We start from the raw sequence: 26791 nt of genomic DNA, 5'->3' as shown, positions 1-26791 counted from the left end.
ACTCACTCCGCAGGGCTGGTGCCGGAAAAGGCCTCGTCCGCCGACGAACGCGCGCTGGCACCGGCGGGCGCAAAGGGCCCCTTGCCGTCATGGGTGCGCAGCCGGTGTTCATGCCGCGCCTCCCAGGCCTCCGTCTCCTCGACATCCTGGAATGGGCCCTTGCGGATGTACTTCAGCATCAGCCCCATCTCGACCACGAAGAGCACGGTATAGAAGATCAGGAAGCCGGTGATGGTCAGCAGCAGGTCCTGCACGCTCAGGTGGCTGACCGAGAGTGCGGTCGGCAGCACCCCGTCGACGGTCCAGGGCTGGCGACCGTATTCCGCGACGAACCAGCCGAGTTCGGCGGCGATCCAGGGCGCGGGGATGATCGCCACGGCCATTTTCAGCGCCCATCTCGGATAGCTCTGCTGCCGGAAGGACGAACGCCAGAAGAAATAGACCATCACCCCGATGAACAGGAAGCCAAGCCCCACCATTCCCCGGAAGGCCCAGAACAGCGGCAGCACGCCGGGAATGGTATCCGCGGCGGTGGTGGCGATCTGTTCCGGCGTGGCGTCGCGCGGGTCCTCCACGTAGCGCAACAGCAGGAAGGCGAAACCGAGGTTGTCCGAATTCGCCTCGAACGTGTCGCGGACCTCGGGGGCCGTGTCGCCGCGCTGCTCGCGGATGGTCATCAGCGCGTCATAGGCGACGATGCCGCTCTTGATGCGCTCTTCCGCCTCGTCGACCAGATCGTTGATGCCGGGAATTTCCGTGTTCAGAGACCGCGTCCCGATCAGCCCCATGACCCAGGGGATTTCGATGGCGTAATGGGTTTCGCGGTCCGCGAGGCTCGGGAAGCCGATGGCAGTGAAGGGCGCGGGCGCGTCATGGGTTTCCCACATGCCCTCGATCGCGGCCAGCTTCATCTTCTGCGTATGGCTCGCCGAATAGCCCGATTCGTCACCCAGCACGACCACCGACAGGGCCGACGCCAGACCGAAGGACGCCGCCACCGTGATCGACCGCCGGGCCAGCGCCGTGTGCCGGTCCTTCAGCAGGTACCAGGCCGACACCCCCAGCACGAAGACGGAGGCCGTGACATAGCCGGCCGACACCGTATGAACGAACTTGGCCTGCGCGACCTCGTTGAACAGGACCTCGAAGAAGCTGTCCAGCTCCATCCGCATCGTCTCGGGGTTGAAAGAGGCACCGACCGGATTCTGCATCCAGCCGTTTGCAATCAGGATCCACAGCGCGGAAAAGTTCGACCCGATCGCCACCAGCCAGGTCGCCGTCAGGTGCCCGACCTTTGACAGCTTGTCCCAGCCGAAGAAGAACAGCCCGACGAAGGTCGCCTCCAGGAAGAAGGCCATCAGCCCCTCGATCGCCAGCGGGGCGCCGAAGACGTCGCCGACGTAGTGGGAATAGTAGGACCAGTTCATCCCGAACTGGAACTCCATGGTGATCCCGGTGGCCACGCCCAGCACGAAGTTGATGCCGAAGAGGTTGCCCCAGAATTTCGTCATCTGCCGCCAGATCGGACGTCCGGTCATGACGTAGACCGTCTCCATGATCGCGACGAGGATCGACAGGCCAAGCGTCAGCGGCACGAAGAGGAAGTGATACATCGCCGTCATCGCAAACTGGAAACGGGACAGTTCGACGATATCAAGATCCATTGCGGTATCTCCCAGGTCTCGCGGGGCCGGTCCGGGCGAGTCGACGGCCTCCACCGGCAAGGTGGGTCAGCAGGGCAACTTAGGCAAGAAGCCCGCACATGCCATATCGTCACATCGGAATGCGTCGACGCTGCGTAAAAACGGGATGGCCGGCCTCGCGGTGGACGGCGGCAACGATTGCCGCCTCGGGCAGATAGCGGCGGACAGAGGCAAGCACCTCGGCCGCCATCTCCGGGTCCAGCCCCTCCGTCGGTTCATCCAGCAGAAGCAGCCGCGGTCGCCGCAGCAGCACACGCGCCAGGCAAAGCCTCCGCGCCTGCCCGCCCGAAAGCCCGCGCCCGCCCTCTCCCAGCCTCATGTCGAGCCCGCCGCGCGCCGCGATCTCCCCATCCAGCCGCACCACGCGCAGCACTTCCTGCAACGCTGCATCCTCCGCCGGACCGGACAGCAGCAGCGCCTCACGGACGGTACCCGCCATCAGGGCCGAGCGCTGCGGCAGCATGGACACCACCCCGCGCAGCGCGTCCTCGTCACAGGCCTGTGGCGGCAGGCCCAGCACCGCGAGTCCCTCGCCGGGCTCAAGCCCCGCGATCTGCATCAGCAGCCGGCTCTTGCCCGCGCCGGAAGGGCCGGTCAGCGCCACAGTCTCGCCTGCCGCGACCTCGAACCGCAGCCCGTCCCGCGCCACCGCCAATACCGGCCCGCCCGGGCTGAAGCCGCCCCCACCCCGTTCCGGCACGACCTCCTCCGGCACCACCCGACCGGCGGCCACGCGCATCCGGCCAAGCTCCGCCACGCCCCGCCGCAGGGGCAACAGCGCTTCGGCCAGCGCCAGCGCGACCAGCAGCGCAATGGCCGCCCGCGCCGGATCGACCCCGCCCCGGACCACCAGCCATCCCCCGCCCGCCAGCGCCACCGCCGCGCCCAGTGTCACCACGCCGGAGAGCAGCGCGCCCGCGTTGCGTTCGGCCCGGTCCAGTGCGCCTCCCGCCTCCCGCGCGGTCACGTCGAGCGCGATCAGCCGAGCCTCCTGCGCGCCAAGCCGCCCCGACATGATCAGCGCCTCCCGGTCGCGCAGCATGTCGATCTGACCGCGCCGCAGCGCCTGCGCCGTCTCCTCCGCCTGAACCGACGGGGCCATGCTGCGCCGCGTCAGCCGGGTAAGGATCACGCCCCCGCCGACCAGATGGATCATCAGGATCGCCAGTGCGACGCGCCAGTCCACCAGCCAGGCCAGCCCCGCGAAGACCACCGCATGCGTCGCAACACCCGCTAGCAGCGGCAGCATCAGTCGCAGCACCAGCCCGTCCAGCGCGTCCACATCCGCGACGATCCGCGTCAGCTGCCCCTCGCCCCGCAGCCGCGCCAGAGACTGCCCGTCGCGCCGCGCGTGGTCCCGCAGAAGCTGCACCCGAAGCGCCGCCAGCGCCCGCAGCGTCGCATCATGCGTCAACACCCTCTCGCCATAGCGCGCCACGGTCCGGCCAAGCGCCAGGAACCGCACCCCGGCCGAGGGGCGGAACACGTCGAAGGCGATCCCGATCCCCGCCAGCCCGGCCATCCCCGTTGCGGTGATGAACCATCCCGACAAGCCCAGAAGCGCCGCGCCCATCATCAGCACAAGCGCCGAAAGAAGCGCACCGCGCGCCATCGCGCCCGGCGCGGCGGACAGCAGCAGCCGGAGGACGCGCAGCAGGGGCCTCATGCCGGGACCTCCACGCGCATGGCCATCGCGTCGGCCAGCACCGGGTCGTGGGTCGCGACCACGACAGTGCGCCCCTCCCCTGTCAGCCCAAGGAGCGCCGCGATGATCCGGCGGGCAGTGTCGGCGTCCAGATCCGCCGTCGGCTCGTCCGCCAGGATCAGCTCCGCCCCCGACAACACGGCCCGCGCCAGCATTAGCCGCCGCGCCTCACCCCCCGACAGACCGCCGCCCGTCTCGCCCAGCCTCGCCGACAGGCCGCCGGGCAGGCGCCGGACCACGTCCTCCGCATCCGCCGCGCGCAATGCCGCCCAGGGGTCAGAGCCGCACCCCCCAGGGTCGAGCCAGTCGCCAAGCGCCACGTCGGAGAAATGAGGATGCTGCGGCACCAGTGCCAGCCGCGCGCGCCAGGCATCGGCCGTGTCATCCGCCAGCACCCGGCCGCAGACCTCGATCCGCCCGTCCGCCAGCGGCACAAGCCCGGCGATTGCCGCCAGCGTCGTCGATTTCCCAGCCCCGCTCGGCCCGGTGATCGCAACCGACTGCCCTGCGCCAACCGTCAAGTCAGGCAACCTCACCTTCGCGGCTGGCAGCACGGCGACCGCACCCGAAAGACAAAGGTTCAGAGCACCCGGCAGCGGTGCGGAAGGATCCCCCTTCCCCACAATGGGGCGGCGCGGACGGGCGTCCAGCGCCTCAAGCTCCTCGACCACAGCAAGCCCGGCAGCGCGGTCGTGCCAGGCGGCGGCGAGGTCGCGCAGCGGCTGGAAGAACTCCGGCGCGATCAGCAGCAGGAAGACCCCCTCCCCGACCGTGAGCGGGCGCGCCCAGGACCCGAAGCGGATTTCGCCAAGCAGCGAGAAGCCGACAAAGACCGCCACCAAAGCGACGCCAAGCGCGGCGAACAGTTCCAGCACCGCCGAGGACAGGAAAGCGACCCTGAGAACCGCCATCGTCCGGTCCCGCAACGTCTCTGCCCTCACCGCGAATTCCTCTGCCGCCCGGCCCGCCGCGCCAAGCAGCCGGATGTCGGTCATGGCCGAGAGGCGGTCCATCAGCATGTCGTTCATCGTGCCGATCTCCTGCATCTGCCGGCGCGAGACCTGCTCTGCCGCCAGCCCGACCAGCGCCATGAAGACCGGGATCAGCGGCCCCGCGACCAGAAGGATCAGCCCCACCACCCAGGACACCGAGAACGCCACCGCGAACAGCAGCGCGGGCAGCACCGCAACGCGGATCATCGCGACGTGGTAGCGGGTGATCCATGGCTGCAGCAGTGGAATCTTCTGCACCGTCAACGCCGCCAGCGCGGCAGAGCCGACCCCCGACTCCGCCCGCGCCTCCCGCTCGATCAGCACCCGGCGTTCCCGCGCGATGGTGGCGTCGGCGGCGTCGAACAGCAGCCCCCCGGCCCGGCGCTCAAGCAAAGCGCGCAGGAAGCCGAGGAGGGCGAATCCTGCCGCCGCCGCCAAACCCGGCGTCATGGCCGCATCCCCCGATACCCAGCCCGCGATCGCCCAGGCCACCAGCGCCGCCTGCACCGGCCAGAGCGCACCGGACACCACCATCAGCGCCCCCGCCCGCACAAGCCGCGGCCGGACCGGCGCGATGATCCGCCGGTTGGCCCTTTGCCGGATGTCGGAGGCTCCGTTCTCTGCCGTCTCTGTCATCTCTCCGCCGCGCCGGTCGGGCCGGATCATGGGGTGGTCCGGAGCGCAGATAGCACCGCGTACAGGGTCTGACGACCCCGGTGACACCCGCATTCGACCTGCACGACGCATGAGCCAGAAGTACTTTCCGGTCAATTCTCAAAGACTTGCTGCGCAGACCCAAGACCTTAAAGAAACTTTAACACCGGTTTCGTCAAACTGTGACCTCGCCCGAATTACCGTGCCCCTCACATGGTGGGGAGGACCCGCGGCATGTCCCTGCCGCCGGTGCCGTCTGCCGTCTTGCTTGAAAACAAAATGGATCGGCATCGCGATGAAACACGTCATTTACGCCAATGATTTTAACGATTTTCTCGGCAATGGATTTGCAGCGGACCCGCTGACCGGCCAGCTTGATTCCGATTACTGGCTTGTGACGGGCTTCAGTGACGCCGCCGACCTTGCGCGCGGCACGACCTCCACCTCCGTCACCACCGGCGGTGTCTATGCCTTTGACCGGGCCGATGCGAACGGCACCGCGCTTTACCTCCAGCCCGGCGGGTCGGATTTCACACCCGGCGAACTCGACCTTCGGCTGAACTCCGGCGACACCGACCTGACCGGTGTTGAGGTCCGCTTCGACCGGCTTGTGAACAACGATCAGGCCCGCGCCAATTCCTTCTCGCTTTCCTATTCGCTCGACGGCGTGACCTTCATCGAACTTGACGCCTATGTCAGCCCCGCCGCCGCCGATGCCAACGGCGTGGTGTCCCAGCTTGTCACCGTCTCCCTGCCCGATCTGCCCGCAGGCACCGATTTCACCCTTCGGTGGAGCGGCGATGACGTTTCCGGTTCCGGTTCCCGCGACGAATTCGGCATCGACAACCTCGTGGTCGAGGGGACGGAGCCCGGCACCGGCGCGCCCGTCGTCTTCACGCTCGAACTGCTGCACATCGCCGATCAGGAGGCCGGTTCCGCCTCCGTCATCGACGCGCCCAACCTGTCCGCGGTTCTGAACGCGCTGCGCATGCAGGACCTCTTCAACGACGGGCTGGCCGACAACACGCTGACGCTGTCCTCCGGCGACGCGATCATTCCGGGCATCTTCTACGATGCCTCCGCCGCTGTCTTCGGGACCGCCGGGATTGCCGACATCCAGATCCAGAACGAACTGGGCATCCAGGCCATCGCCTTCGGCAACCACGAATTCGACTTCGGAACCCAGACCATCGCCGACCTGATCTCGGGCGCCGCACCCGGCAGCATCTTCGGTGCGGACTTCCTTGGCACCGCCTTCCCCTACCTTTCCACCAACCTCGATTTCTCCACCGACGCCGCCCTCGCCCCGCTGGAAGTCGTCGGCGGAGCCTCCCCCCTCGCCAATACCGTGACCTCCTCCGTCGTGCTGGAAACCAACGGTGAGAAGATCGGCGTCGTCGGCGCGACCACCCCGACGCTGGACCGAATCTCCAGCCCCGGCAGCCTCGGCATCCTGCCGGGCGACTTCGACGACACCCCGACGCCCGCGCAGCTGGACGCCCTCGCCGCGCAGATCCAGCTTGAAGTCGACGCCCTGCTCGCCGCCGACCCGAGCCTGAACAAGATCATCCTGCTCTCCCACATGCAGCGGATCAGCATCGAACAGGAACTCGCCGCGCGGCTCGAAGACGTCGACATCATCGTCGCCGGTGGCTCCAACACCCGTCTGTTCGACGAAAACGACCGCCCCCGTGCCGGTGACAGCGTGCAGGGCGAATACCCGATCTTCATCGAAAACGCCGGCGGCACGCAGACCGCCGTGGTGAACACCGACGGCAGCTACAAATACGTCGGTCGCCTTGTCATCGGCTTCGACGCCGAGGGCAATATCGTCCCGGAGAGCTATGACTCCGACGTCTCCGGTGCCTATGCCACCGACGCGCAGGGCGTGGCGGACCTCGGCGCCGAAAGCCTGATCGACCCCGAAATCCAGGCCATCGCCGACGCGATCGAGGCCCAGATCATCGCGACCGAGGGCAACGTCTTCGGCATCTCCGACGTTTTCCTCAACGGCAACCGCTCGGGCACCGCCGGTGATCCGGACGGGGTACGCACGCAGGAAACCAACCTCGGCAACCTGACCGCCGACGCCAACCTCGCCGCCGCGCAGGAGGTGGACGACACCGTGGTCGTGTCGATCAAGAACGGCGGCGGCATCCGCGCCTCCATCGGCCAGACCGTCGTGCTGCCGGGCGACACCACCGCCTCCCGCGTCCCAACGGCAGAGGTCGTCGACGGCGAGGGCAACATCGTCAAGCCCGAGGGCGGAATCAGCCAGACCGACATCCAGACCGCGCTGGCCTTCAACAACGGCCTGTCGCTGCTGACCCTGACCAGGGCCGAACTGGTGGCGGTACTGGAACACGGCGTCGGCGGTCTTCCCGATGCCGCCGGCCGCTTCCCGCAGGTCTCCGGCGTGGAATTCTCCTTCGACCCCGACCTGCCCGCGGGCAGCCGTATCCTGAACGCAGAGATCGTTTCCGAGGATGGCACCCAGATCGCCGAACTGGTGCGGGACGGAGAGATCTCCGGCGACCCGGCGCAGACCTTCCGCGTCGTGACGCTCAACTTCATGGCGACCGGGGGTGACGGCTATCCCTTCCCGCAGGGCCCCGAGGCAAACCGCGTCGACCTGTACGCAGGCGGCACCACGACCGGCGACGCGACCTTCGCCATGGACGGCACCGAACAGGACGCGCTTGCGGAATACCTGCTCGACCTCACCACGCCCTACGATAAGGCCGACACCGGCCCCGGCGGCGACACCCGCATCCAGAACCTGAACTTCCGCACCGACACCGTGTTCGGCGACGCGACCCCGGACACCGTTGTCATAAACGAGGTCCTCGCCTCCACCACCGGCTACCCCGACAGCGAATACGTCGAACTCTACGGTACACCGGGCGCCTCGCTCGCGGGTCTCAGCTTCATCTCCGTGAACAGCGACACCGGCCCGAACAAGGGCGTTATCGACTTCCGCTTCGACTTTGCCGACGACGCGGTCCTGGGTGAAAACGGCTTCCTGCTGCTGGCCAACGGCAAGGCGCAGCAGCAGTACGGCGTCACCGCCAACATCACCTTCGCGGACGACTCGCTGGAGAACTTCTCGGCCACCTATGCGCTGGTCGAAACCGCCAGCCTTTCCGGCACCTCCGTGACCGGGTCCGAGGTGGTGGTCGACGCCATCGCCAGCCTCGACGCCTCCGGCGACACCCCTGTGCTGGGTGCACCCGCGGTCGGGCCGGACGGCTCCTTCCTGCCCGCTGGCGTGGGCCGGATCACCGACGGGGTCGACACCGACACCGCCGCCGACCTCAAGATCCTGAACTTCAACAACTCGACCGCCGTCAACACGCCGACCGCGGGCACCGGACTGGGCGATCCCATCGGCGGCACCGGCGACATCGATGACGAACCGACCCTGATCTCGACCATCCAGGGCACCGCCGACGTCGCCGCCATGGTCGGCCAGACCGTCGTGGTCGAGGCCATCGTCACCGGCGACTTCCAGAACGGCGACGCAGACACCTTCCGCAACCTCGGCGGCTTCTACCTGATGGAGGAACTGACCGACCGCGACGGCAACGCCCTGACCTCCGAAGGCATCTTCGCCTACGAAGGCTCCGGCATGTTCAGGACGGATGTCAACGCGGGCGACAAGGTCCGCGTGCTTGGCACCGTGGTCGAACGCTTCGGCAAGACCACCATCGAGGTCACCGAGATCCGGATCGAGGAAGCCAATGCCGTCGATCCCCTCACCCTCGCCGTCACCACGACCCTGCCGGGCATCGACGACCGCGAGGCGCTGGAAAGCATGCTCGTCACCATCGAGGAGCCGCTGACCTTCTCCGAAAGCTTCGACTACGAGGATTTCCAGGAAGCCACCCTCTCCTCCGGCGGGCCGGTCTACCAGTACACCCAGCTCAACACCCCTGACGCCGCCGGCAATGCGGCGTATCAGGAGATGGTCGCCGACCGCATGATCCTGATCGAGGACGGCCACGGCGGCGCGCGCGGCGACTTCGATCCGATCGAACTGCCGGACGGCAGCCTTGCCGGTGGTCCGCTTGACGGTCTGCGCATGGGTCAGTCGATCACCGACCTGACGGCGATCTTCGATTATGACTTCGGCGCCTACCGCCTGCGCCTGCCGCAGGATGTGGACTTCGACCTCGACGAAGCCACCAACCCGGTGCCGACCACCCCGGCGGACGTGGGCAGCGGCTACAAGGTCGCCTCGTTCAACGTGCTGAACTACTTCACCACCACCGTCGGCCTGACCGACAACGGCCACGCCCCGCGCGGTGCCGAAAACCAGACCGAACTGGACCGCCAGACCGAGAAACTGGTGCAGGGCATCCTCGGGCTCGACGCGGACGTGGTCGGCCTGATCGAGATCGAGAACGACTTCGCCGGCACCAGCTTCGCCCTGAAGTCGCTGGTAGAAGCGATGAACGCCGAACTTGGCACCAACACCTGGGGCTATGTCGATCCGGGCCGCGAGTTCGTCGGTGACGACGCCATCGCCGTCGCCTTCATCTACAACCTGGAAACCACGTCGCTTGTCGGCAATGCCGCCATCCTCGACACCCAGGAATTCCAGAACCCGCTTGGTGCCGGGTCCGGCGGCGACACCTTCAACCGCGCGGCGCTTGCCCAGTCCTTCCAGGACATCCAGGGCGGCGGGATCTTCACCGCCTCCGTCAACCACTTCAAGTCCAAGGGCTCGCTCTCCGGCGCGCCCGAGGATCAGGACCAGGGCGACGGAGCGGGGGCGAACAACGCCACCCGGACCGAAGCGGCGCGGGTTCTCTCCGAATGGCTGGCCACCGATCCGACCGGATCTGGCGACAGCGACGTGATGATCCTCGGCGACCTCAACGCCTATGCGCGGGAAACCCCGATCACCACGCTCGAGGCGGCGGGCTACACCAACCTCGCCCAGGCGTTCGAGGGCGATGACGTCTATTCCTACCGCTTCAGCGGTCAGGTCGGCACGCTCGACTACGCCCTGTCCAACGCCAGCCTGACTTCGCAGGTCACCGGCGCGACGACCTGGACGATCAACTCCGACACGCCGGTGTGGAACGATTACAACCTCGACGACACCTTCACCAACCCGAACACCATGCGCCCGACAGATCAGGGCCTGTTCGACGGGTCCAACCCCCTCCGCTCCTCGGACCACGATCCGGTGATCGTCGGGCTGAACCTGAACGACGACCGCAAGATCCTGCTCTCCGGGACCGGAGGGAACGACCGTATCGACGGTACCGACGCGAACGAGATCATCGTCAGCGGCGGCGGCGCGATGGACCTGGTCAGCGGCGGCGCGGGGGCGGACTGCTTTGTCTTCACCGACCTTTCGGGCAGCCGCGACAGCCTGCGCATCCTCGACTTCGACACGGCGGAGGACACGCTGGACATCGGCGCGGCCACCATCGCCTCCGTCCGGGTGCTGGGGCCGAACCTCCAGATCAACCTGGCCGAGGATCGCGACAGCATCTTCCTCTATGGCGTGACCGACATCGACGCCGTTCACATCATCCAGGACCAGCTTTACCTTTCCTGAAACAACTGAAAACAAGGGACATTCATCATGAAAACCATCAGAACCCTGCTCGCCAGCCTGCTGATCCTCGTTCCGGGGATCGCACTGGCCGCCCCCGTGCTGATCTACGAAAACGACGGCACCGCCTTTGTCGAAACCCTCGGCCCGGACGACGCCTATCTGACCTTCTACGCCGACCCTGCCTCCGACCCCTACATCTGGGCCGAGGGCATGATCTCCGGCGGCGTCCTGACCGCCAGCCTGAGCATCAGCGAAACGCCCTCGACCGTGCTGCTGGAAAGCACCTCCGTCGTCAGCTACGCCCTGATCGACAACGCGCCCGAACTTGACGGCACGCCGAACGCCGACACTTTCACCGTGATCTTCGACGGGCTGACCGGCGCAGCCGCCGCGCTGTTCGGAACGCAGGCGCAGGTGGTCTTCACCTTCTTCATCGAAGACGAGGACGCGGGCTACTATGACTGGGTCAACGCCAGGATCTATGCCGACACCCCCGCCGTGCCGCTGCCGGCCACCTTGCCGCTGCTTGGCCTGACGCTCGCCGGGGCCGCGCTGCTCCGCCGCCGCGTCCGGTTCTGAACCGCCATCGGACAACCCGGACGGGGCCCGCCACAGCGGCGGGCCCCGCCTGCGTTCTGCCACCCCCGCGCGATGCCGACATTTGCGGTTTCCGGCGGCATCGTTTCCCGATAAACGACAGCGACGCCCATACTTGCGAGGATCAGATGTCAGACCCTATCGAAGACTTCAAAGCCGAGGTTCGCGACCGCCTGGACGACAATGGCCGGGACAAGGACTTCGCCGCGCTGTCCAACCAGTGGATGGCCAAGTCCTTCGGCAGGAAATATTCCTACAACTTCCGCGCCTTCGGCCGTCCGATCATCCAGTACCCGCAGGACATGGTCGCGATGCAGGAATTGATCTGGGACACGCAGCCCGACTTCATCATCGAAACCGGCATCGCGCACGGCGGCTCGCTGATCTGGTACGCTGGCCTGCTCGAGGTCAATGCCGCCTGCGGAGGCCCGAAGGACGCCCGCATCCTCGGCATCGACATCGACATCCGCGCCCATAACCGGGCCGAGATCGAAAAGCACCCGCTCGCCCGCCGCATCGACATGATCCAGGGATCAAGCATCGACGCCGGCATCGTCGGCCAGGTGAAAGAGGCCGCCGCGAAATACAAGAATATCATGGTCATCCTCGATTCCAACCACACGCACGAGCACGTGTACGAGGAACTGAAGGCCTACGCCCCCCTGACCTCCGTCGGCAACTACTGCGTTGTCTTCGACACCATCGTCGAGGACATCCCCGACGACCTGCACACCGACCGCAACTGGGGCACGGGCGACAACCCGAAAACCGCCGTCAAGGCCTACCTGGCCGAAGACGACCGCTTCGAAACCGTCACCGCGGTCGACAACAAGCTGCTGATCTCCGTCGCGCCGGAAGGCTACCTGCGCCGCACGAAGTGACCCCTGCGGGGGACCGGACATGCGCATCTGGCTGATCAAGACCGGGGAGGAGATGCCCGACGACCCGCACGGGCCAAGGCTCGTGCGGATGGCGGTGCTGGCCGACCATCTGGTCGCCGCGGGTCATCAGGTCACCTTCTGGAACGCCGCCTTCAACCACCACCGCAAGGAACCGCGCTACGCGGACACCACCCGCATCCGGTCGGTCGCGGGCTATGATACGATCTACCTGAAGGGCCGCGCCTACCGGAAGAACATCTCCCTCGCCCGGTTCGTACATCAGGAGGAAGTCGCCCGCGAATTCGCCCGCGTGGCCCCCGGCGAGACCCCGCCCGACGTCATCGTCGCGGCCCTCCCGACGATCGAGCTTTGTCACGCAGCCATGGCCTATGCGCAGCCACGCGGGATCCCCTATATCCTCGACTGCCGCGACATGTGGCCCGATGTCATCACTGAACAGTTGACCGGCGCGCTGCGCCTTCCCGCCTCCCTCGTCGCGCTGCGCTACCGCCGCCAGCGGGACCGGGCCCTGCGCGGCGCGGCCTCCATCGTCGGTGTCACCGACCGCTTTCTAGACTGGGCGCTGAAAGGCGCGGGCCGGCCCCGCCGCGACACCGACTGCGTCTTCCACCTCGCCATCCCCGCGCCTAAGCAACACGCGCCGGAGGAGACCGCGAAGGCCGAAGCCTACTGGACCGACCTGATCGGCCCGCCCTCCCCCGATGTCACCGTTGCCTGCTTCGGCGGCACCCTCAGCCGCCGGCTTGACCTGCACACGCTTCTCGCCGCCTGCCGCCTGCTGCCGGGCCGCGCCGATCCCGACCGGCTGAAGATCGTGCTCTGCGGCCGCGGCGACCTGCTGGAGGAGTTCGAGGCGACCGCCCGCGATGTCCCCCACGTCACCTTCGCCGGATGGCGCAACGCGGTGGAACTGGACGCGCTGATGAAGCGATCCACCGCCGGGCTGCTGCCCTATCCCCCGGCCTTCGATTTCTCGAACCACTACGTCAACAAGATCGGCGAATACCTGAACTACGGCCTGCCGATCGTCACCGGGCTGGACGGGCTGACCGAGGCCCTGCTCAAGCCGAACGACCTGCAGCTGCCCTATGAGGTCGGCAATCCCGAAAGCCTCGCCGCGACCCTCACGACCCTGCCCGATCAGTCCGGAAAGGCCACCGCCCGCGCCGAAACCGCCAAGGCCCTGTACCGGGAGATGTTCGACCCCGAACGCATCTATCCCGACTTCGCCGCCCATATCGAGGCGATCGGGCGCAGCACCGCCTCTCAGCCCTGACGACGCGCGCTCAGCGCCGCCACGAATCCGGCGACATCCTCTGCCGTATACTCCGCCGCCGGACAGATCGCCTCCAGCCGCCGCACCATCGGGATCAGCACGCGCGGGTTCGCCGGATCGTCGACATCCTGCCGATCCCAGGTCACCAGCCGCTCGCCCCCCAGTTCCGCGCCAAGCTCCCGCGCCAGGAACCGACCCAGATGCACGGGCCGTCCCGACCCGATGTTGACCACGCCCTCCGCCTTCGCACTCAGGCACAGGTCGACCAGACACCGCGCCACCGACCGCGTCGAACAGAGATCGCGATACACATCCGCCGAGCGCAGGTGAAACGCCTCCCCCGCCAGCAGCGCGTTGACGACAAGGCTGGTCACCCGGTGCGCCGTCTCGTCAGGCCCGAAGGGATGGAACACCCGCCCCACGCTGACCCGGCAGGACAGCCCCGCCGCCAGCAGCCCGCGCGAGGTCGCCGCCTTGCACTGACCGTAGAGCGTTGCCGGTTCCTCCGGCGTCACGTCCTCCACCAGCAGCCCGGTGTCCCAGGAATATTCCGCGCAACTGCCGACAAAGCAGAAGCTTTCCCCCCCGGCTGCGTCGAACTGTTCGGCCAGCCGTAGCGTCGCCGCCTGCCAGTCGCGGTTTTCCGCCGCGTGCCAGTAGGTGCCATGATCGGTGATCCAGGCGGCATGGATCAGATGCGTGACGCCCTGTTCCCGGAACGTCGCCGTAAGGTCCCCGACGCCCAGCAGATCATGCGCCAGCGGTGTGACACCCGCTGCAGCCCCCCCCGGAGATCGCGCCACCGCGACCACCGGAACCCCACGCCCGACGAGGTCCGACACCACCGCGCGCCCCATGGCCCCGCTTGCCCCGGTCACCGCTACCTTCATGCCCTGCGCCTCCGTCTGCCCCTGCCCGCTTTTCATTTCCGCCGACCTGCCGTAAACGGATCCGCACGTTGGTACGACCGGGGTCTTTACATGTCCGAACCATATTTCTCCGTTATCCTGCCGATGTACAAGCGCCCCGCCCTCGCCCGCGATGCCCTGGGCAGCGTGCTGGCGCAGAGCTTCACGGATTTCGAGGTCATCGTCTCCAACAACGGCGCAGAGCCCGAGGTGCGCGACGCCATCGCCGACCTGATCTCGGACCCGCGCGTGACCTATCTGGAGTTCCCCGAGGCCCTGCCGATGCCGCGCCACTGGGAAACCCTGTCGCTGAAATGCACCGGGCGCTACGTGACCGTCCTGCCCGACCGCTCCGTCCTCTATTCCGACGCTCTGGAACAGATCCGCGCCCAGCACGACGCCGACCCCGCGCGCGCCGAAATCGTCGCCTGGGCCTGGGACATCTTCCACAGCGACGCCCAGCTTCTGCAGAAGCGCCGCAACACCGGGCCCAAGACCACGATCATCGACTCCGACAAGCTGATGATCGACCAGATCCATGCCCAGAGCTATCCGCAGACCATCCCGCGCGGCCTCAACTCCTGCGTCGACCGCCGCCTGATCGACGAAATACGCGCCCAGAACGGAGAGGTCTTTGGCGTCATCACCCCCGACTTCATCTTTGCTTACAACTGCATGATGCGGCGGCCGGAGTTCGTGTTCATCAACGACAGCCTCGCGGTATCTCAGGGCCTTGCGGGCAGCACCGGAACCCAGGCCCGGATGGGCGACCTGCGCGGTTACCTGTCCCTGTTCGACAGCACCGACCTGTTCAGCCACGTGCCCTGCGACGCCTCCATCGTCGAGAACGCGATCTTCCAGGACTTCCTGCTCAGCGCCGACCGCAACAACCGCCCCGACCTCGCCGACCGGATCGATCGCGCGGTCTACTATTCCAAGTGCTTCGCAGAGATCGCCATGAAACGCCGCGCCCGCATCCTGTCCCGTGCCGACATCGACGCGATGGAGGCCAAGGTGACCGAAGCGCTTAGCCGCGAGCCCCTGCACATCCGACAGCGGGTCGAAGCCGCGCGCACCGCCCGTCCGCCGCTCCGCTCCTGGGTCCGCGGCCAGATCAAGGGCCGCCTCGGCGCGCGGCTTGAGGCGATCCGCCCGCTGCTGATGCGCCTGCGCGGGGCCCGCCGGGTCGACTCCCTGCTGTTCGCCGTCTCCGCCCGCGACTGATCCCTAGCGCGCAAGCTCCGCCAGGATCGTGTCCGCCAGTTCGCCAAGCGCCACGCCGGATGCCCGTGCAATCCCGGCGGGGGAGGTATCGGCCAGCGGTACGAGGATGTCGAACCGACGGATCCGCTCCGGGATCACCCGGTCGTAGGAGGACACCGCAAACTGTCCGCGCAGGGAAAACTGCCCGGTCTCCCGCGCAACCATCTCGGACACCCGGACATGCACCGCCGCCTGCGCCGGAGTTTCCAGCGGCCAGGGTTCCGCCGCGACCGTCGCCGTGCTCGCCCGCCCCAGACGGTCCGCCAGCAGGATCGTGGTCGACCGCACGGGTTCGTCCGCCCAGACCGCGTTCTTCACCGGGGTCAGGGCACCGCCCTTGCCCTCCAGCAGGATCTGCGAATCCTCCGCATAGGCCGGCAGGGACACGTCCCGCACCTCCAGCGTCGACACCCGCAGCCGCTTCACCGCCCCATCCGTCAGGGGCGCCGGGTCCATCGCGTAGCGCGGGCCGTCGCCGCCGCAGGCAGCCAGGAACAGAAGGGCGGGAAAGGCAAAGCGCAGCATGTATCTATCGTCCGAATAGCAGGGAATTGGGATTGCGTTCGATGGCGCGGGCCAGCTTGGACAGCGCCTCCGCCGCCGCGCGCACCTCGCGCAGCGCCGACACGGTTTCGCGGTTGAAGGTCGACTGGCTGTCATAACTTGTGACCACGCGCTCCGCCTCGCCGACAAGGCGCTGGATGCGGGCTGACAGGTCCGGCAGGCTCTCCGCCGCCTCCTGCACCGCCGCCGCCGCGTCGCGGGCCGAGGCAAGCGTCTGGTTGGTGTTCTCCACCACCCCGCCAGCGCGCAGTTCGGCCAGGGCATTGCGGGCCTCGTCCAGCGCGCCGGTCAGGCTGCCCGGCAGGGCGCGTGCGGCAGGCGTGTCGATCAGCCGGTCCGCGCCTTCCAGGAAGGCACTGGCGGCGGCCAGGAAATCCTCGACCTCCAGCGAATTCGCCTTGGCGGTCAGGGCGCGCAGATCGTCGACCAGCTGCGGCAACTGCGCCGTCGCGTCGCCCACGTCCCCGGCCACGCCGGTCACCGACTCCGCCGCCTCTCCGGCCGCGTCCAGCGCCGCCGTCAGCTTGCCCACGGCATCCGCCGTCACCAGCCGTTCCACGACAGACCGCAGGTCGGCGATGGCCGCGTTGATCTCTCCGGGCAGCTTCTGGGTCTCCTCCCCGCCGATCAGCCCGCGCGCGTCATCCATCAGCGACACGAAGGCGTCTGGCGCGGCGCGCAGCTTCTCGTCCCCCGCAAGGTTCTCGATGGAGGCCAGCGTCGCGATGCCCTGCTCCAGCAGTTCTTCGATCGGCAGATTGTCGACCCGGTTCAGCAAACCTTCCGCCCGCGCGGCGACATCCGGCAGATCGGACGGCACCGCCGGGATCAGCGGCAGATCCTCGCCCCGCCGCAGCAGCGCCGCCGGTTCCGCGTCCGGCACCTCCGCCAGCTCGACCACAAGCGACTGGCTGAAGATGCTCTGCGAGGCCAGCCGCGCGCGCAGTCCGCCTTCGACCGCGGTCTCGACAAATTCGATCACGCCCTCGGGTTCCGTATCCTCCGGCAGGCCAAGCCGCTGCGGATCGATGGACACGGTTGCCCGCAGCTTCACCGTCGGCCCCTCCGGCGTTTCCTCGATGATCGCGCCGAGGGAGGAGACGGTGCCGACCCGGACGCCCTTGTACATCACCTGCGCACCGGAGGAGAGGCCGTTCACCGACTCCTCGAACTCCACCGCCAGATCGACCGCGTTGTCCACGGTGTCGCTGAAGACGCTCTCGCGCGCGGAATCCTCGTCCTTGTACAGGTCGAACACGTCCTCGGGCCGGATCGGCGCGCCGCCCTGAAACACCGTGTCGAAGGTCAGCCCGCCGCGCACAAGGCTGGCAAGCGACCCGATGGACAGGTTGACGCCCCCGGTGCCGATGTTCACCGAAATGCCGGAGGTCTGCCAGAACCGGGTGGCAGAGGTCAGCAGCTTGTCATGCGGCGCGTCGATAAAGGCGTCCACGATCACCCCGTCGCCGGAGGCCAGCAGCCGCGGCTCCTCGATCCGGCCGACCTCGATCCCCTTGTGAAAGATCGGCGCGCCCGCGGTCAGCGAACTGCCGGTCGATGCGCGCAGGGTGATCTCCGTCCCGGCCTCACCCGGTTCAACCAGCGGGGTCTTGTCGAGCCCGGTGAACACCGTCGCCGAAGACCCCGGCTGCGGTTCGAACGCCATCTGGATGTAGACCCCCGAAAGCACCGTCGACAGCCCCGTGATCCGCGTCGCCGACACCTCGGGCCGTACCACCCAGAAGGCGGCCTCCTGCGGCAGGGAATCCGTCACGTTCCGGTCCACCCGCGCCCGTACCAGCACCGAGGTCAGGTCCGGCGCGAAGGCCACGCTCTCCACCACGCCCACAACCACGTCGCGATAGCGCAGAGTGGTATCCTCCGCCACGATCCCGGCAGCGTTCTCGAACCGGATGGTGATGAGCTGCCCGCGTTCGGCAAAGCTGCGCCAGGCCACGAACAGGCTGACCGCCAGCGCCAGAAGGGGCACCAGCCACACCACGGACAGGTTGCGCCAGAACGACCGGCGCGGTCCCTCGATCACCATGTCCGAGGCCTTCGGTTCACTCATCTGCCGTCCTCATTCCGCGGGCACCGGATCGGCGTCCCATATCAGTCTTTCGTCGAAGCTCAGGGCCGACACCATAGTGAACGCGACAGATAGTGCAAAGCTGACCGCGGCAATGCCCGGCGCGATGCTCGCCGCGAAGTTGAGTTGCACCAGCGAGGCGAGGATCGCCACCACAAAAACGTCGATCATCGACCAGCGTCCGATGAATTCGACGACGTGGAACAGTTTGTGGCGGTAGTGGTGGCTCATCCTCACCTGCCGCGTCACCGACAGCGCAAGGAAGATGATCGCCAGGAATTTGGCAATCGGGATGATGATCGACGCGAAGAACACGATACCGGCGATTCCGTAGGACCCGTGATGCATCAGTTCCACCACCCCGCCAAGGATCGTGCTTTCCGTCGTCCGGCCAAGGGATGAGGTCTTGAGCATCGGATAGACATTCGCCGGCACGTAGACCACAAGCCCCGCAACCAGCCAGGCCCAGACCGCCTGCAGCCGCGCGGCGGAGCGCGGGCGCAGGTCCGATCCGCAGCGCAGGCAGGTCACCGCGCCGTCGCGATGCACCTTGCCGCATTGCGCACAGCCGATCAGACCGGCCTGCCGCGCCGTGACCACGGGTGCGCTCATGCCGGACGTCTCGCTTCCAGCGTCTTCCACACCGTCACCCTGCTCATGAAATTGTCCTTCAGCACCGTCACCACGACCAGTCCGACAAAGGCCCAGAAAGCCGGTCCGATGGCGACATGCGCCAGCCCCGCCACCTTGACCAGCGCCACGGCCACGCCGACGATGAAGACCTCGGCCATGGCCCAGGGCCGCAGCGCCTCGGCCACGCGGAAGGCAGGCACGGCGAACCGGCGCGGATACCAGCCAAGCGCCATCGGCCCCAGCACGTAGATCAGCGCCAGGAACCGCACCGTCGGCAGCACCACGATCAGCGCCGCCATCGCGTATGTCAGCGGCACCGTCAGCCCGCCCGAGAACGCCCGCACCGTGTCCACCAGTGTGCTGCGCTGCGACAGCCCGGCGGCGCTGACCTCGAGAAACGGGAAGAACACCGCCGCGACCATCAGGATCAGTCCCGCCATCGCCAGCATCAGGATCCGCGTCATCGCCAGCCGCCGAGGCGCCTCGATCACGCTGTGGCAGCGCGGACAGGTCGCGGTCTCCCCCGCCGCGACGTCCCGGTCGCGCAGCAGCGCGTCGCAGGCGGGACAGGCGATCAGGGAGTCGAGGTCCCGGGCGGAGTCCTCGGACATCTTGGGCGGCGTATGCACGGACATGACGGGTAATCTAGGACGTTGCCGCGCCGTTGCAAAGCACCGCCGGACGCACCCCCGGCCACGACGGATGCTGCGGATGCAGTCACACCCGACGTCAACTATCACTTCTTCGCAACACTCCTGCCGCCCGCCAGATATTTCTCTTGCAGGAAAGCAGGTTATGGAAGAATAGCTCATTTCGCGGGCGCAGAATCGCCTCACCCGCCCGATGCCTTGCAGGTCCCGATTGGACGCCCTCACCACCGCACGCTTTCCGGCGCGCAGCCCCCTCCTCTCCCGCTGGTCCGGCACGGATGACACCGCTGCCCGGCAAGGCCCGAACTACATGTCAACAAGGGTCTCCCCGCGGCCCGCAGGACGCCGCCGATGCAGCGCCGCAACCGGCGGCATCCCGCGTCCCGTGTCGCCTGCCCCTTGAATTCTGCGTCGCAGAAAACAGCTAATCCGGTTACCAGATACCCCCCGAGATACCCGAGAGCCACGACCTTGCCCCGCCCCGCTTCCAAACCCGCACCGCTGACCCCGTCCCGCCGCCGTTTCCTGGCCGGTGCCGCAGGTGCCGCCGCCCTGCCCGCCCTGCACCCGTTCCGGCTCATCGCGCAGGAGGCGGAGGCCTTCTCCTTCGACGCCCTCTCCGACCGGATGCGGCTCGCCGCGCTTGGCGACCCGGTCGAGGCCGAGATGCTTGGCGGCTTCCTGACCGAACTCGACTACGACGACTACCAGCGCATCCGGTTCAACCGCGACCGCGCCCGGTGGAGCGATGGCGGCGCCTTCCGCCTCAACGCCTTCCACCCCGGATGGCTGTTCCGCGAATCGGTTCAGATCAACGAGGTCCGCGACGGCCGCGCGGAACGGATGCACTTCAGTACCGAGGATTTCGAATACCTCGACCTCAAGACCGAGGTGCCCGCCGGGTTCGAACTGCCCGGCGTCGCCGGGTTCCGCCTGCTCAACCCGCTCAACCGCGCCGACAAGTACGACGAACTGCTCGCCTTCCTCGGGGCCAGCTATTTCCGCGTGCTCGGGAAGGACACCCGCTATGGCCTCTCCGCCCGCGGCCTCGCCGTGAACACCGGCCACCCGGATGGTGAGGAATTCCCCCGCTTTTCGGAATTCTGGCTCGAACGCCCCGCGCCGGGCGCGAACAGCGTCACGATCTATGCCGCGCTCAACAGCGCCTCCGTCACCGGGGCCTACCGCTTTGTCGTGACCCCCGGCGTCGACACCGTGATGGACGTCACCGCCCGCCTGTTCTTCCGCCGCGACATCGCCCAGCTCGGCATCGCTCCGCTGACCTCCATGTTCCTCTTCGGCGGTGGCGACCGGCTCGGCTTTGACGACTACCGCCCCGCCGTGCACGACAGCGAGGCGCTGGTGATGAACTTCGGATCCGGCGAAACGCTCTATCGCCCGCTCAAGAACCCGGCGCGCATCGCCTGGTCCTACCTTGGCGCGGAAAGCCCGCGAAGCTTCGGCCTTGTCCAGCGCACCCGCGCCTTCGACGAATATCTCGACGCGCAGGCGCATTACGAACGCCGCCCCAGCCTTATGGTCGAACCGCTCGGCGACTGGGGCAAGGGCTCCGTCCGGCTGATGGAACTGCCCACGGACCTTGAGGGCAACGACAACATCGCCGCCTTCTGGACGCCCGAGGCCGAGGTGAAGGCCGGCGGCCAGCTGGAAATCGCATACCGGCTGCACTGGGGCATGTCCCCTCCGGGCGACGGGTCTTCGCAACGTGCCCGGATTCTGCGCACGCGCGCCGGAAAAGGTGGCGTTGCGGGGGTGGAAGGCGACGCCAGTCGGCGGAAATTCGTCATTGATTTCCAGGGTGGCCGGATGTCGGAACTTCCCGAGGACGCCCCGGTTGTACCCGATGTCAGCGCCGTGCGTGGCAGGATTACCCAAAGCATCCTGTCCCGCGTCGATGGAACCGACATCTGGCGGCTGGTGATCGAGGTTGAGGCCGAAGCGAAGACGGCCGTTGAAATCCGCGCCAGCCTGACCGGCTTCGACCAGGTGCTGAGTGAGACGTGGCTATATCAGTGGGTAAAAGAATGAACGACCTTTCGAATACCGACTTCGATCCTGCGCTGGCCGAGGCCGTCGCTTTGACCAACTGGCTCCCGCCCGAGGCGCCGCTGGCCATGCCCCGTCAGGTGCTGGAGGCGGATGCGGACCATGCGCTGCTCTCGACCCTGCTGCGCCTGATCTTCCCCGCCCGCCGGGTCTGACGCCGATGCAGCAGCGCCTGGCCGGATACGAGACCCGGCTGACCCGGACCGTCGCCCTTTGCACCGCCCTGTCCCTCGCCTTCGTCGCCGCCGGCCTGACGATAGAGGCGACGTTGCAGGACGGTGTGCAGGCGCTTGACCTGCTGCGCGGTCTGCTGATGTTCGTCACCACCGGCTGGCTCGCATGGGGTGCATTGCTGGCGATCATCGGCCTCGCCCCCCTGCCGCGCACCGCCGCCCCCGCATATGACCCGGAACAGGGCCGCAGCATCGTGCTCATGCCGATCTGCAACGAAGATCCGCTGACCACGTTCGCCCGTGTCGCCGCCATCGACCGCTCCATGGCCGATGCAGGGGTGAAGGCGGACATCGCCATCCTCTCCGACACCCGCGACGACATGGCCGCGCAGCGCGAACGCGACGCCTTTGCCCGCCTGCTGTCCACCACCGGCGGACAGGGCCGCATCTTCTACCGCCGCCGCGACCAGAACACCGGGCGCAAGGCCGGCAATATCGAGGAATTCATCCGCCGCTCCGGCGCCGCCTACGACTACGCGGTCATCCTCGACGCCGACAGCCTGATGGAGGGCGCGACGATCCGCGCCATGATCGCGCGGATGCAGGCGGACCCGGAACTCGGCCTGCTTCAGACCCTGCCCAAGATCCTCGCGGCCCGCTCCTTCTTCGGCCGCGCACTGCAGTTCTCCGCCGCGTTCCACTCTCCCGTCTTCACCCGCGGCCTCGCCCGGATGCAGGGCGTCACCGGCCCCTTCTGGGGCCACAACGCCATCGTGCGCGTCCGCGCCTTCGCCGAAAGCTGTGGCCTGCCCGCGCTTTCCGGACGTCCGCCCTTCGGTGGCCATATCCTCAGCCACGATTACGTCGAAGCCGCCCTGCTTGCCCGCGCGGGCTGGGTTGTCGAGGTCGACGCGACCCTCGGCGGCTCTTACGAGGAAGCGCCGGAGAACGTGCTCTCCTACGCCAAGCGCGACCGCCGCTGGTGCCAGGGCAACCTTCAGCACGCCCGTCTGCTCACCGCTCCCGGCCTGCGCGGGTGGAGCCGCTTCGTCTTCCTTCAGGGCATCCTCGCCTACATCGTCTCGGCCTTCTGGGCGGTGTTCCTCGTCGCCTCCGTCCTGTCGGCCGCCTTCGCGCCCGCGCCGGACTACTTCCCCGACACCTACCAGCTGTTCCCGGTCTTCCCGAACGACCGCACGCGGGAAATCACGGCCCTTGCCCTCGGCATCGTCGGCCTGCTGATCCTGCCGAAATTCGCCATCATCGCGGAAGCCGCGATCACCCGCCGCGCCCGCTCCTTCGGGGGAACCCTGCGCGCCGCCGGGTCGGTGCTGACAGAGATCCTGTTCACCTCTCTCCTCGCCCCGGTGATGATGGCCTACCAGACCCGCGCGATCCTGCAGATCGTCTCGGGCCAGGACGGCGGCTGGCCCGCGAACGCACGCGGCGAAGGACAGCTTTCCGTCGCCGCCGCCGCCCGCGCGGCGGGCTGGGTCACGGTGCTCGGCGTCGTCGTCACCACCTCCGTCTGGTGGCTCTCGCCGGAACTGGTGCTCTGGATCCTGCCGGTCAGCCTGCCCATGGTCGCGGCCCCGTTGCTGATAGCGGCGACCTCCCGCCCATTGCGGGGCGGACTGTTCCAGGTGCCGGAACGAAACGACACGCCAGAGGTTTACGGGAAGTATCTCGACGTCATCGACGGCTGGACCGAGGACCAGCCCTCCCGCACCGAAAGCCCTGCCCATGTCGCGGCCTGAACCCAGACTTCTGCCCTTCCCGGCCAAGCCCGAGTCGAAGCCCAAGGTCCGCGATCCGCGCATCGACCTGCTGCGCGGCCTCGCCTTGGTGATGATCCTGATCGACCACATGCCGGGCAATCCCTACGAGGCGATCACCTACCGCAACTTCGGTTTCTCCGACGCGGCCGAAGCCTTCTACATCCTCTCCGGCGTCGCCGTCGGCCTCGCCTATGCCGGGCGCTTCCTGCCCGAACAGCGCGCGAAGAACGGCCTCTGGCCTGCCGTCGCGCCGGTCTGGAAACGCGCCTGGACACTCTACCTCGTGCACCTGTTCCTCACCCTCTGGGCCGTGGCGATCTTTGCCGGCGGCGCGGACTGGCTCGGCAATCCCGAACTGCTGAACATGCACAACCTGCGCGCCGTCTACGACAACCCGGAAGAGGTGATCTTCGGCATCGCCACCCTCGGCCACCAGATCGGTTACGTGAACATCCTGCCGGTCTACTCGCTGCTGCTGCTCATCGCCCCCGCCGCCGTGCTGATCGCCCTGTGGAGGCCCATGGTCCTGCTCGCCGGCTCCGTCACGCTCTGGTTCTGCGCCGGGACCTTCGCGCTGAACCTGCCCAACTGGCCGAACGGAGGCGTCTGGTTCTTCAACCCCCTCTCCTGGCAGCTGATCTTCGTCATCGGCCTGCTCTGCGGCCTTGCCATGCGGCGCGGGGAACGGCTGGTCCCGGTCAACCGCACGCTGTTCTTCGTCGCCCTGGGCTGGCTGGTCCTTGCCGCCGCCTGGCGCCTGATCCCGCCCTTCGGGCAGATGATGAACTACGGGATGTGGTGGCTCGACAACCACGGCCTGCCGTCGATCTTCTTCACCCAGAACAAGACCGACCTCGGGCTGCCCCGCGTGCTGCACGTTCTGGCGCTGTTCTACGTGATCTCCTGTCTGCCCTCCGTCCGCAGCCTGTCGGCGCACAAATGGGGTGAGCCGCTCCGCCTGCTCGGCCGTCAGGGCCTGCTGGTCTTCGCCTCCGGCACGGTGCTGGCCCTCACCGGCCAGGTCCTGATGCTCGGTTTCCCCGAGGCCACATGGCCGCTCTGGCTGCCCACTCCGGTCGGCATCGCCCTGATGTGCCTCGCCGCCTGGATCGCCGAGGACGGCAAGCGCCGCGCGAAGGCCACGGCACGCGAAGGGTCTCGGGCGCCCATGCCGGTGTCGATGCAGGAAACGGCCAGGGTCCGGGTCTGAAGCCCGAACGCGCCCTAAGTCGACGAAAGTTGTACGGGCCTGTCTGAAATACTCTTCAGCGAGGGCTGCGCCGCCTCAAGTGGCAGGTCGGCGCAGCCCGGCCGGCCACCGGGCACCCATGATCGCACAGGCAACTAAGTGCCCCCGATCATCACCTTGTCAAAGAACCCCTCCAGCCGCGCCACGTCCTCCAGCGCCATCACCCCGGCGACATACTGATCCGGCCGCACCACAACCAGCGCCCCCTCCATTCGGCTGACCCCTCGCAGCGCATAGATATCGGCCTCGGGCTCCGGCAACGCGCAGAATACCTTCTCGTAGTCCACCAGCCCGAACCGCCCCTTCTCCGGCAGCAGCAACCCGGGCAGCGCCGACGGCGACATCGTATGCGGGTCCGCAGGAAAAACCGCCCGCAGATCGAAGACCGAATCCACCTCCGGCCCCGGATACCGCCGGATCAGCCCGCCCGGAGCCTCCAGCGCCCGGCACAGGTCCACGATGCGGCGCAGACCGGCCTCCCCTTCGGGCGCAAAGGCAAACAGCCGCCAGCGCGCATCTGCCCGGAGCACATGCCCCAGTTCCATCCGCTTCGCATCCGCCAGCCGCACGACCGGTGCCGAATGGAAGCGCGTGCCCACGTCGAACCCCGGCGCCAGCGCCTGCCCCTCCGCCCCCGCGATCAGGACCGAAGGCGCATAGGTCACCGACATCCCGGCGGTATAGCGCCCGTGTTCTATGAAATGCCGCTGCATCTCCGGGTCACCCGACGCCGAGGCATTGGCCGGACGCTCGCTCATGATCCGCGCCCACTCCCGGTCGAAATCGATCAGGTCCTGCGCCACCGCCCGCCGTTCCTCCGAATAGGAATGCAGCACCTCCGGGCCCATCCGCCCGCCCAGCACGGACACCAGCTTCCAGCCGAGGTTGAACGCATCCCCCATGGAAACATTCATCCCCTGCCCCGCCTTCGGACTGTGGGTGTGGCAGGCGTCCCCGGCGATGAAGACGCGCGGCACCTGTCCCGCCTCCGTCACATCGTCGAACTTGTCCGTCAGCCGCTGCCCGATCTCGTAGACCGACCACCAGACCACGTGCCTGACGTCAAAGCTGTAGGGCTTCAGGATCCGACCCGCCGCCGCGATCAGGTCCGACACGTCGATGCCCCGCGCGGCGACCCGCTCGCCCTCCTTCAGCTTGTCGATCTCGATGTAAAGCCGGATCAGATACCCGCCCTCGCGCGGGATGATGAGGATATTCCCCTCCCCCGCCGACTGGATCAGCGCCTTGAAGCGCACGTCCGGGAAATCGGTGACGGCGAGCACGTCCATCACGCCCCAGGCATGGTTCGCGGCCTCGCCGACCAGCTTCCGCCCGATCGCCTGCCGCACCGAGCTGCGCGCCCCGTCGCAGCCGACGACATACTTCGCCCGCACCGTGCCCGGGGACCCGTCCGCCCGCTCCAGCGTCACCTCGACCGGATGCTCCCCCTCTCCCACTGAAAGCCCCGTCATCGTCAGCCCGTAATCCGGCACCAGCCGGGACGGGGACCGCCGCATCACGTCAAGATACAGATCATGCACCCGCGCCTGATTCAGGATCATGTGCGGCATCTCGGACAGCCCGTCCTCCACGTCCTGCACCCGTCCGTTGCGCGCGATGTGCGACGGATCCGCCGGGTCGGGCCGCCAGAACACCGTCTCGTTCACCCAGTAACCCTGCCGCATCACCGTGTCGGCGAACCCGAAGGCCTCGAACATCTCCATCGACCGGCAGGAAATCCCGTCCGCCTGTCCCTTCTCCAGCGGCCCCTCGCGCCGCTCGACCACCCGCGTCACGATGTCGGGAAAGCCCGAGAGATAGGCCGCCAGCGTCAGCCCCGCCGGCCCTGACCCCACGATCAGCACGTCGACCTCATCGGGCAGCGGCGCACCGACCGACCGCCCCTCTGCCGCGGGATGGTCGTCCGGATTGCCGGGCCGGAACCCGTCCTGATGATACTGCATGGCGGGGCCTCCTCCGATCGTCCCGCCGCAGCTTAGCAATCCCGGCGCGCCT

General features: G+C 67.6%; 18 protein-coding genes. 9 read left to right on the top strand and 9 right to left on the bottom strand.

The window, feature by feature from the left end:
* Window positions 1-2: 2 nt before the first annotated feature.
* From IEV87_RS00550 to IEV87_RS00540, 3 genes are all read right to left on the bottom strand, one after another.
* Window positions 3-1664, bottom strand: coding sequence for a cytochrome ubiquinol oxidase subunit I (locus tag IEV87_RS00550; protein ID WP_188475692.1), 1662 nt, complete (start codon window positions 1662-1664; stop codon window positions 3-5).
* Between the two features lie 109 nt (window positions 1665-1773).
* On the bottom strand, window positions 1774-3369 hold the full coding sequence (locus IEV87_RS22945; RefSeq protein WP_188475691.1) for an ATP-binding cassette domain-containing protein: 1596 nt from the start codon (window positions 3367-3369) through the stop codon (window positions 1774-1776).
* Window positions 3366-5066, bottom strand: coding sequence for an ABC transporter ATP-binding protein/permease (locus tag IEV87_RS00540; RefSeq protein WP_229737390.1), 1701 nt, complete (start codon window positions 5064-5066; stop codon window positions 3366-3368). Before IEV87_RS00540 ends, IEV87_RS22945 begins: the two co-directional genes overlap by 4 nt.
* 283 nt (window positions 5067-5349) lie before the next feature.
* Between IEV87_RS00540 and IEV87_RS00535 the strand changes: the two genes are divergently transcribed.
* The 4 genes from IEV87_RS00535 to IEV87_RS00520 all read left to right on the top strand — a co-directional run bounded on the left by IEV87_RS00535 (window position 5350) and on the right by IEV87_RS00520 (window position 13401).
* Window positions 5350-10626, top strand: a complete 5277-nt coding sequence (locus IEV87_RS00535; protein ID WP_269902637.1) for an ExeM/NucH family extracellular endonuclease — start codon at window positions 5350-5352, stop codon at window positions 10624-10626.
* 27 nt (window positions 10627-10653) lie between these two features.
* The gene (locus tag IEV87_RS00530; RefSeq protein ID WP_188475689.1) at window positions 10654-11205 is read left to right on the top strand and encodes a VPLPA-CTERM sorting domain-containing protein; all 552 of its coding nucleotides are present in this window, start codon (window positions 10654-10656) and stop codon (window positions 11203-11205) included.
* Window positions 11206-11351: 146 nt separating this feature from the next.
* Window positions 11352-12104, top strand: coding sequence for a cephalosporin hydroxylase family protein (locus IEV87_RS00525; RefSeq protein WP_188475688.1), 753 nt, complete (start codon window positions 11352-11354; stop codon window positions 12102-12104).
* A 19-nt stretch (window positions 12105-12123) separates the two neighbouring features.
* Window positions 12124-13401 carry a glycosyltransferase gene (locus tag IEV87_RS00520; protein ID WP_188475687.1) on the top strand — a complete coding sequence of 426 codons (1278 nt, stop codon included), beginning with the start codon at window positions 12124-12126 and terminating at the stop codon, window positions 13399-13401.
* On the opposite strand, the gene IEV87_RS00515 is transcribed toward IEV87_RS00520, so the two are convergent.
* Entirely contained in the window at window positions 13392-14327 is a 936-nt protein-coding gene (locus IEV87_RS00515; RefSeq protein WP_188475686.1) for an NAD-dependent epimerase/dehydratase family protein, read from the bottom strand. The two genes, IEV87_RS00520 and IEV87_RS00515, sit on opposite strands and share 10 nt — an antisense overlap.
* A gap of 54 nt (window positions 14328-14381) precedes the next feature.
* Here IEV87_RS00515 and IEV87_RS00510 point away from each other — a divergent pair, with 54 nt between their 5' ends.
* Window positions 14382-15533, top strand: a complete 1152-nt coding sequence (locus tag IEV87_RS00510; RefSeq protein ID WP_188475685.1) for a glycosyltransferase family 2 protein — start codon at window positions 14382-14384, stop codon at window positions 15531-15533.
* 3 nt (window positions 15534-15536) lie between these two features.
* Here IEV87_RS00510 and IEV87_RS00505 read toward each other — a convergent pair whose 3' ends face one another.
* The 4 genes from IEV87_RS00505 to IEV87_RS00490 are packed head-to-tail and all read right to left on the bottom strand — an operon-like array spanning window position 15537 to window position 19493.
* Window positions 15537-16097: a PqiC family protein gene (locus IEV87_RS00505; protein WP_188475684.1), complete on the bottom strand. Its 561-nt coding sequence runs from the start codon at window positions 16095-16097 to the stop codon at window positions 15537-15539.
* Between the two features lie 4 nt (window positions 16098-16101).
* Entirely contained in the window at window positions 16102-18207 is a 2106-nt protein-coding gene (locus tag IEV87_RS00500; RefSeq protein WP_188475683.1) for a PqiB family protein, read from the bottom strand.
* Between the two features lie 9 nt (window positions 18208-18216).
* A complete protein-coding gene (locus IEV87_RS00495) occupies window positions 18217-18837 on the bottom strand; it encodes a paraquat-inducible protein A (RefSeq protein WP_188475682.1) in 621 nt (206 codons plus the stop codon).
* Window positions 18834-19493 (bottom strand): paraquat-inducible protein A, encoded by a 660-nt coding sequence (locus IEV87_RS00490; RefSeq protein WP_229737389.1) that lies wholly within the window; start codon window positions 19491-19493, stop codon window positions 18834-18836. The genes IEV87_RS00495 and IEV87_RS00490 overlap by 4 nt, the downstream gene beginning before the upstream one ends.
* Before the next feature lie 486 nt (window positions 19494-19979).
* On the opposite strand from IEV87_RS00490, the gene IEV87_RS00485 reads away from it, so the two are divergent.
* Genes IEV87_RS00485 through IEV87_RS00470 form a run of 4 tightly spaced genes read left to right on the top strand, consistent with a single transcriptional unit; the run spans window position 19980 to window position 24736 of the window.
* A complete protein-coding gene (locus IEV87_RS00485) occupies window positions 19980-21557 on the top strand; it encodes a glucan biosynthesis protein (protein ID WP_229737388.1) in 1578 nt (525 codons plus the stop codon).
* Complete coding sequence (locus IEV87_RS00480) at window positions 21554-21730, top strand: hypothetical protein (RefSeq protein ID WP_188475680.1); 177 nt, start codon at window positions 21554-21556, stop codon at window positions 21728-21730. Before IEV87_RS00485 ends, IEV87_RS00480 begins: the two co-directional genes overlap by 4 nt.
* A 5-nt stretch (window positions 21731-21735) precedes the next feature.
* Window positions 21736-23505 (top strand): glucans biosynthesis glucosyltransferase MdoH, encoded by a 1770-nt coding sequence (gene mdoH, locus IEV87_RS00475; protein WP_188475679.1) that lies wholly within the window; start codon window positions 21736-21738, stop codon window positions 23503-23505.
* Complete coding sequence (locus tag IEV87_RS00470; protein ID WP_188475678.1) at window positions 23492-24736, top strand: OpgC family protein; 1245 nt, start codon at window positions 23492-23494, stop codon at window positions 24734-24736. Before mdoH ends, IEV87_RS00470 begins: the two co-directional genes overlap by 14 nt.
* A 134-nt stretch (window positions 24737-24870) precedes the next feature.
* Here IEV87_RS00470 and IEV87_RS00465 read toward each other — a convergent pair whose 3' ends face one another.
* Entirely contained in the window at window positions 24871-26739 is a 1869-nt protein-coding gene (locus IEV87_RS00465) for an FAD-dependent monooxygenase (RefSeq protein WP_188475677.1), read from the bottom strand.
* Between the last annotated feature and the right edge of the window lie 52 nt (window positions 26740-26791).

Origin of the sequence: Primorskyibacter flagellatus, assembly GCF_014638275.1 — a bacterium.
Taxonomy (GTDB): Bacteria; Pseudomonadota; Alphaproteobacteria; order Rhodobacterales; family Rhodobacteraceae; genus Pseudooceanicola; species Pseudooceanicola flagellatus_A.
The sequence above is the reverse complement of the archived record's forward strand: the minus strand, read 5'-3'. Positions and strand labels throughout refer to the sequence as shown.